Source organism: Pseudoalteromonas sp. 19-MNA-CIBAN-0066 (assembly GCF_040308705.1).
GTDB classification, from domain to species: Bacteria; Pseudomonadota; Gammaproteobacteria; order Enterobacterales; family Alteromonadaceae; genus Pseudoalteromonas; species Pseudoalteromonas nigrifaciens.
In genome coordinates, this window is sequence record NZ_JBEONZ010000001.1 from 296,650 (window position 1) to 303,844 (window position 7,195).

A 7,195-nucleotide genomic window follows, 5' to 3' on the forward strand; every position below is an offset into this window, starting at 1 on the left:
ATGCGGTTTTATTTTATAATAATATTATTAATCTCTCTTTCGTTTAATGCTCAGGTATTTGCGCAAAGTGACGAGCCTGTAGATGCACATATATCTACAGAGCAACTGCATTTAAGTATGAGTATAGGGGCGGGAGTAATAACTAATCCATTATATGGTGCAGATAATATTCCGTTGGTGATCATTCCTCAAATAGCCTTTTATGGGCAACAGTGGTTTTTTGATAATGGCCGAGTTGGCTACTCGATTAAACAAACGCAACAGCATAACTTAAGCCTAGTAACAGAATTAAACCCTGAGTCGCGTTTTTTTATTGATTGGCACCCGCAAAATATATTTGCGCTAAAAAGTGCTAGTTCAAATAATCAATTTACCCAGTTAGAAACAGATACCTCGCCTCAACAAATAAATATTAATAATATTAGTAAGCGCAAGCTCGTTTTAGATGCAGGTATTAGTTACTCCTTTGTAGCTGAGCAGCAGATGTTATCCGTGCAAGCATTGCACGATGTAAACTCAGCTTATAATGGTTGGCGAGCTGCAATACAATGGCAGTATCATGGGCAAGTAGGTAATTTGCAATTAAAGCCCACTGTGGGAGTTAATTATAAGTCTGCGCAATTAAACGACTATTATTACGGTTTAAACAGTGATGAAACACTGTTAGGTAAAATAGTAGTTGGTAGTAGTTGGCAACCTTATGCTAAAATCGATGCCCGCTGGCCCCTTAGCAAGGCCAACGCTCTTCGTTTTCATTTAGCATATTATGACTATTCGGCTATGGATAGTAGCCCGCTGTTTGAACGTCATTATTCAACGACTGCCTTTATAGGATTTGAACATACTTTTTAATATGAAGTATTTAATCTTTTTTGTGTTTATTTCTTCACTACTTAGTGGCGTTAGCGTGGCGCAAACAATTCTTGATGTATCTCCCAAAGTTTGTGTTGTCTCTGAACAGCATGATTTTTGCGATCTCAATTTGCAGTTTAAATGGCAGCAATTAGCGGTTAAAGATGTGTGTTTGTATCAACAAAATACGCAAATACGATGCTGGCAACAGCAAGGTTCTGGTCAGTTTAGCTATAAAGCGCGTGTTCAGGTGGAGACCATATACTCCCTGATCAATCCTCACACCGGTGATTCACTTGCGAGCGTACTCGTTGAAGTACAAAGTGCCCATACTAAAAAACAGTATCGGCTGCGTTCACCGTGGAGCTTTTTTTAATTTAGGAGTAGTAAATGCCAAAAATATTACTTGTTGAAGATGATCTTGGTTTACAGCAATTAACCAAAGATTACCTCGCACATAATGGCTTAGAAGTTGACGTACTAGATCGTGGTGATGAAGTGTTTACTTACCTTGAAAGTAATCCCGTCGACCTGATCATTTTAGATGTAATGCTGCCAGGTAAAGATGGCTTTAGTGTTTGCAGACAAGTACGTGATAAATACACCACTCCTATTTTAATGTTAACGGCCAAAGGTGAAGACTTTGATCAGGTAATAGGGCTAGAGCTTGGCGCTGATGACTATGTTATTAAACCGGCTGAGCCACGTGTATTATTAGCAAGAATTAGCGCATTATTACGCCGTGGGCAACCTAACTTAAAAGCCACCGAAGAGCTGCAGTTTGGCGACTTATTTATTGATAAAACCAGCCGTATTGTTAAGTTATCGGGCGCAGAAATAGTCCTAACCTCACATGAATTTGAATTACTTTGGCTACTAGCATCAAATGCCGGAGAAGTATTGAGCCGCGAACATGTGCACCAACATATGATAGGGCGACAATACGATGGCCTAGATCGCACCGTAGATGTACGCGTTTCAAGAATTCGCAAAAAACTGGGCGATAACAGCGACAAACCTTATCGGATTAAAACTGTTTGGGGGCAAGGCTATTTATTTGTTTCTGACGCGTGGGATATGTAATTAATGCTTAGTGTTAAGCTGCGTTAATGGGCAAGCTGTTTATAAGCCTGTATGTGTATATTATTGTCTCGTTATTTATTGTCAGCGGGGTAATTGAACAGCTTTGGCCATATGAAGAATCGCAGCAGCAGGTGCTACTCGACGATGAGTTTGGCCAGTCTTTGTGGTTATTATCACAAACCCCTAATGGGCTTACAAAGCTAAAAAACCATTTTTCTAGTCAAGTGATTGCTCAGCGCGATTTAATATTACCCGCCGAGCAACAAGCTCAGCTATTAAAAAATCACTACCTTTATTTATATGATAAACAACAGCGCATAGTTTGGTATGTTCAACTTAACGCCACACAACTATTACAGGTTGGCCCTATAGGGGGGGCAGCCAAGCCCGTTGCCTCTGTTTTACCCTACTTATTGCTGTTATTAATTGTAGGCATTCCTGTTGGTTTGTGGAGTTTTTTACTGTGGCGAGACTTTGCTAAGCTGCGTAATGCATGCGAGGCCGTAGGTGGCTCACAGGACTTTCAATTAACAGATAGCTCTAAATCATTTTTTTTACCTATAACGGGCACCTTGCAAGTGATGCAGCAGCGAATTGAGTTTTTATTAACCGCGCAGCAAGAGCTTACCTCATCGGTATCGCATGAATTTAGAACGCCACTGGCGCGGTTAAAATTTGCCATTGCAATGCTTCAAGACCGAATGCTCGATGATAAAGCCGAAAAATACTTAGCTAATATGCAAGTCGATATAAATGAACTTGAGGCACTGGTTTCTGAAATGCTTGAGTATGCACGTTTAGATTCACAGCAACCGAGTTTACAGCTGATCAATTGTAATTTAGTGGCAGTGGTTAAAACGGTGGTTGAAAAACTCAGTTTTGATACGCGAATAAAGTTAAGCACGACATTACCCAGTGAACTGATTTACCGCTGCGACAGTCACTTTATGGCGAGAATAATGCAAAACTTGGTAGGTAATGCTTTAAAGCATGCCAATAATAGTGTGCAAATAACCTTATTAGCGCAAGCTAATAATATAGTTTTTATTGTTGAAGATGATGGCAGTGGTATTGCTGAAGTTGAGCGTGAAAACGTATTTAAGCCATTTACTCGATTGGATAAAAGTAGAGATAAAAAAACCGGTGGGTTTGGCTTAGGGTTGGCTATTGTCAGTAAAATTATTTCTTGGCATCAAGGTCAGTGTATAATTGAAGATTCAAGCTTAGGCGGAGCTAAATTTATTGTCAGCTTACCGATTAATAAATAGCAGCTTTTAATACATAAATAAAAAGTACATAAATAAAAAGTACACAGATAAAAAACACTCAATAAAAAAGCGCCCTTGTTAACAAGGGCGCTTTTTTGGGTTTTAATCAAAATCAACAAGTAGCAAAGTAATAGACAGTACCTTTATGAAAAAGTTCTTAATTTAATTATTTTTCTTTTCTAGTAATGGCATTAACATTTGCTCTAGCCCATTGAGCTTTACCTCATACATCATGGCGAGTTGGCTGCCTAGCTTTGAGTCGGGAAACCCTTGTTGTTTAAACCATACTAAATAGGGCTCGGGTAAAAGCAGTAAAGGGCGGCCTGCGTACTTTCCAAAGGGCATAATAGTATTAACGGCAATTTTTAGCTGTGTAGGATCCATTGGCTTTAAAGGTTTTATAAAACATAGCTAAGTGTAAGGTATATTAAAGAGATAAAATAGGCTGTGACGGGCAAGTAACAGCCTATTTAACGAGGGAGCAGGCCCTCTGGATTAATATATTTTATTAGTAAGCCCTTCGTTAGCTGGAGTCTAATTAGGGGCAGGTGCTTGCGCTAATATTTACCAATAGTCTTTAGTTTACCTGCTTTTTTCTATGTTAGAGAATTAGCTTGTAAAAGAATGTAAATTCAAACTAGTGCTGCTTTACGAAAATAATTTTTGTTTAACGTGCTCAGCAAAACCACTACCAGCTTCTAAGTAAAAGTTATAGGTAGAATTTACACCCATTTCTTCTAACTCTTTTTGCTGATCAGGGTAGTTAGCAATAGCGGTAACTTGCCCTTTATAACCCGATGCTTTTAATTGCTCTAACGCAAAAATATTTTGCATATGCTGTGGCATTGTTAGCATGACCATTTCAACACGAGAGTGATTTACGCGCTGCCAAAAGTCAGGGTCGGTCGCATCTGCTATTAATACATTTCTTCCGCGTTTTATGTGCTTATCAACTACTTCAGGCTTTATGTCTATACCTGCAACTAGCTGTGGGTGCGTAGCATTTATTGTTTCATAAGCACCTGTGCCAATTCTGCCCATGCCAAATATAACAATTTTAGTGTCGTTAAGGTTAACAGGCAGTTCTTCGGATAAACGAGTTTTACTTTCAAACTTTAGTAGCCAAGGCTCTATTTTTGCGTAAATTTCGTTAGAGCGCTTATTTAAAGGGGATGCAATAATAAAGGTAATTGATACGGCAATTGCAATAACGGCTAACCACTCAGAGGTGATCATGCCTGTAGATGCGGCTACAGCGCAAACTATTAAACCAAACTCGCTATAATTAGCTAAACTAAAAGTGGTTAGCAATGAGGTGCGAGCACGTAAGTTAAACATGTTTGTTAGCACATAATATAAAAACGTTTTTATTGGTAACACTAACACCAGTAATAACGCGGCAAGTAATGAGCTGGTGGTAAGCTCTGCGTTTAAACCTATTGTTAAGAAAAAGCCAACCAATAAAATATCTTTTAAATTAAGTAATGACTTAGAAAGTTCACTGGCCTTTTTATGAGGCGCAATCATCATACCTATTATTAGTGCCCCTAAATCACCTTTTAAACCAACTAGCTCAAATGCATGATAACCAGCCACAAGTGCAAAGAAAAACCCAAATAATGGCAGGAGTTCGCCGTGTTTAGAGCGGTTTAGTATCCACCCCATAGCAGGGCGTACTAGCGGCAGTGAAATAATAAGTACCAAAGCCCAAATATTAGGGATTTTACCTGTGCTAATAGCTAAAAATACCACGGCAAAAATATCTTGCATAACTAAAATACCAATGGCTACTTTTCCGTGTAAGCTGCCCATTTCACCACGTTCTTCTAACACTTTAACAGCAAAAACGGTACTAGAAAAACTCAATGCAAAGCCAACTAATAAAGCGCTTTGCCAGCTCAAATCAACAAATAATGGCAGTGCAAATAGGCTAAGTAATAGCATAAAGCCACTAAATAACGCACTACTCAAAATAATATGTAAAGTAGCAGAAGCCCACACTTGTGGTTTCATTAAACTATTTACTTTTAGCTTTAAACCAATACTAAATAATAAAAGCGTAACGCCTAAGGTAGCAATGGTGTTGAGTAATTCGGTGCTTTTATAGCCCGCTAAATTAAGCGCGAATCCCGCAAGTAAAAAACCGATAAGAGGAGGGAGCTTTAGCTGATAAACAGCAAAGCCAAACACAAACGCGGCGGCAAAGTAAATTAGTTCCATAATTATAAATATCACTTCATTGGGAGGTTTAGTGTAACGAAAAATCAATACCATTGAAAATAAATATACAAATACTCACCATTTTACTCATACAATAAGTCCTTCATAAAAGATTAGGCTTAAGCGCCGTTTAATCAAATACTTGCTCTGTTGCGTATGAAAAATGGACATTTAACACTTATTTAATCGTAAACAGCATGTAAATAGTAGTTTTTCACTGACAAGAGCATTTAAATGTGGTTAAGATGCGCTAACGACGAAGTTTAAGTTAGAGCACATTATAGAGCCGCTCAGCTTAAGGAGAAAAATATGTTTAAAAAGATTTTAGCATCGGTTGGTATTGGTGCCGCCAAAGTAGACACTATTTTAGAAACAGAGCACCTTCAGCCTGGGCAATTATTTAATGCGCAAATCGTTATTACAGCTGGTGATGTAAGCCAAGAAATTGCAGGGTTAGATTTACTATTAATGACGCGAGTTAAAGCATCAAATGAAGATGGTGACTATTTTACCAACCACGTTATAGAGCAGTGGCGCATTACAGATATAGGCACGGTAGAGCCAGGGGAAGTTAAAACGATTCCTTTTCAAGCACGGTTGCATTCAGAAACACCTATTACTGAAATTAATGCAGGGTATAACCAATCTTATGTTTGGCTTGAAACTGGGCTGGACATTGATTTAGCGCTTGATCCAAGTGATAAAGACCATTTACATGTGTACCCCAATGAAGCTGTTAAAACGTGTATGCAGGCCATGGAAAAGCTAGGCTTTAGCCTAACTAAAGCTGATGTTGAAAAAGGCCATTTGCGCGCATCAACGTTTCAATCAGTGTCTGGTTGTTATCAAGAGCTAGAATACAAGCCTAATAGCCGCAGTTTATTTGGAGTGAAAGAAATTGAATTATCATTTATTCCAGAAGCACATAAAACCCATGTGTTAATTGAGTTAGATAGAGCATTTAAAGGCGATGGTTATGTAGATTTAACCATAGAGCACGACCATGTAAATCTCTCGCAATTATGCGATCAGTTAGAGCGATTATTTACCTAAGGTAGATAATTACTTAAAACAAACCCAGCTTATGCTGGGTTTTTGTTTTAAGCCATTTTATTATATAGCATAGCGGTTAATTAAGCCCCTAGCTGCATTACTGCTATTATGCCTAGCCCTAATAACGTATAGGCTTTTATGTCTATTAGAGCCAACGACAGGAGTTACAATGGCGTTTAAATGTGAAACTTTTACTGCGCTCAATACGCAAACCTTATTCTCCATAATGCGTGGGCGCGTAGAGGTATTTGTAGTTGAGCAAATGTGCCCTTATCCAGAGCTTGACGATAATGATGTAGCACCAAGTACCTTGCATATTTACACTGTGAAAAATAATACGCTACAAGCTTATGCTCGATGCTACGAAAAAAACGCAAAATACAGTGCGATCGGTCGCGTGTTAGTCACTAAAGAGGAACGAGGTAGAGGATTGGCTCAGCAATTGGTTACAGAGGCCATTAATTGCTGTAAAAGCCAATGGCCAGAACGTGATATTTATATTGGTGCGCAAACGTACTTACTGGAGTTTTATCGCTCATTCGGATTTGAAAGTATTAATGCTGAATATTTAGAAGATGGCATTGCTCATCAAGATATGGTTTTACAACTAGTACCTTGATTACAAAAGCCCACAATGTGGGCTTTTTTGTTTGCCCAGCGAAGCTGGCAAACCCGATAGGCTGAAAGATGCCTTATCACCCTGACTAAGGGGAAGATAA

General features: G+C 38.7%; 8 protein-coding genes. 6 read left to right on the forward strand and 2 right to left on the reverse strand.

The window, feature by feature from the left end; genetic code table 11:
• Genes AAEZ18_RS01405 through AAEZ18_RS01420 form a run of 4 tightly spaced genes read left to right on the forward strand, consistent with a single transcriptional unit; the run spans position 1 to position 3,203 of the window.
• A complete protein-coding gene (locus AAEZ18_RS01405; RefSeq protein ID WP_231617932.1) occupies positions 1 to 852 on the forward strand; it encodes a MipA/OmpV family protein in 852 nt (283 codons plus the stop codon).
• Between the two features lies 1 nt (position 853).
• Positions 854 to 1,228 carry a DUF3019 domain-containing protein gene (locus tag AAEZ18_RS01410; RefSeq protein WP_011327545.1) on the forward strand — a complete coding sequence of 125 codons (375 nt, stop codon included), beginning with the start codon at positions 854 to 856 and terminating at the stop codon, positions 1,226 to 1,228.
• A 14-nt stretch (positions 1,229 to 1,242) separates the two neighbouring features.
• Entirely contained in the window at positions 1,243 to 1,935 is a 693-nt protein-coding gene (locus AAEZ18_RS01415) for a response regulator (RefSeq protein ID WP_350594205.1), read from the forward strand.
• Positions 1,936 to 1,961: 26 nt separating this feature from the next.
• Positions 1,962 to 3,203 carry an ATP-binding protein gene (locus AAEZ18_RS01420; protein ID WP_350594203.1) on the forward strand — a complete coding sequence of 414 codons (1,242 nt, stop codon included), beginning with the start codon at positions 1,962 to 1,964 and terminating at the stop codon, positions 3,201 to 3,203.
• Positions 3,204 to 3,365: 162 nt separating this feature from the next.
• On the opposite strand, the gene AAEZ18_RS01425 is transcribed toward AAEZ18_RS01420, so the two are convergent.
• A complete protein-coding gene (locus tag AAEZ18_RS01425) occupies positions 3,366 to 3,587 on the reverse strand; it encodes a DUF3820 family protein (protein ID WP_041454363.1) in 222 nt (73 codons plus the stop codon).
• Positions 3,588 to 3,851: 264 nt separating this feature from the next.
• Positions 3,852 to 5,423, reverse strand: a complete 1,572-nt coding sequence (locus tag AAEZ18_RS01430; RefSeq protein ID WP_350594201.1) for a cation:proton antiporter domain-containing protein — start codon at positions 5,421 to 5,423, stop codon at positions 3,852 to 3,854.
• Between the two features lie 309 nt (positions 5,424 to 5,732).
• Between AAEZ18_RS01430 and AAEZ18_RS01435 the strand changes: the two genes are divergently transcribed.
• Positions 5,733 to 6,476, forward strand: a complete 744-nt coding sequence (locus AAEZ18_RS01435) for a sporulation protein (protein ID WP_011327550.1) — start codon at positions 5,733 to 5,735, stop codon at positions 6,474 to 6,476.
• Positions 6,477 to 6,645: 169 nt separating this feature from the next.
• Positions 6,646 to 7,095 (forward strand): GNAT family N-acetyltransferase, encoded by a 450-nt coding sequence (locus tag AAEZ18_RS01440; RefSeq protein WP_011327551.1) that lies wholly within the window; start codon positions 6,646 to 6,648, stop codon positions 7,093 to 7,095.
• The last annotated feature ends 100 nt before the right edge of the window (positions 7,096 to 7,195 follow it).

Excerpts from the sequence above, each read along its gene's own strand:
- AAEZ18_RS01410 (WP_011327545.1), top strand. The coding sequence starts at position 854 with ATGAAGTATTTAATCTTTTTTGTGTTTATTTCTTCACTACTTAGTGGC.
- AAEZ18_RS01405 (WP_231617932.1), top strand. The coding sequence starts at position 1 with ATGCGGTTTTATTTTATAATAATATTATTAATCTCTCTTTCGTTTAAT.
- AAEZ18_RS01420 (WP_350594203.1), top strand. The coding sequence starts at position 1,962 with ATGGGCAAGCTGTTTATAAGCCTGTATGTGTATATTATTGTCTCGTTA.
- AAEZ18_RS01435 (WP_011327550.1), top strand. The coding sequence starts at position 5,733 with ATGTTTAAAAAGATTTTAGCATCGGTTGGTATTGGTGCCGCCAAAGTA.
- AAEZ18_RS01415 (WP_350594205.1), top strand. The coding sequence starts at position 1,243 with ATGCCAAAAATATTACTTGTTGAAGATGATCTTGGTTTACAGCAATTA.
- AAEZ18_RS01430 (WP_350594201.1), bottom strand. The coding sequence starts at position 5,423 with ATGGAACTAATTTACTTTGCCGCCGCGTTTGTGTTTGGCTTTGCTGTT.
- AAEZ18_RS01440 (WP_011327551.1), top strand. The coding sequence starts at position 6,646 with ATGGCGTTTAAATGTGAAACTTTTACTGCGCTCAATACGCAAACCTTA.
- AAEZ18_RS01425 (WP_041454363.1), bottom strand. The coding sequence starts at position 3,587 with ATGGATCCTACACAGCTAAAAATTGCCGTTAATACTATTATGCCCTTT.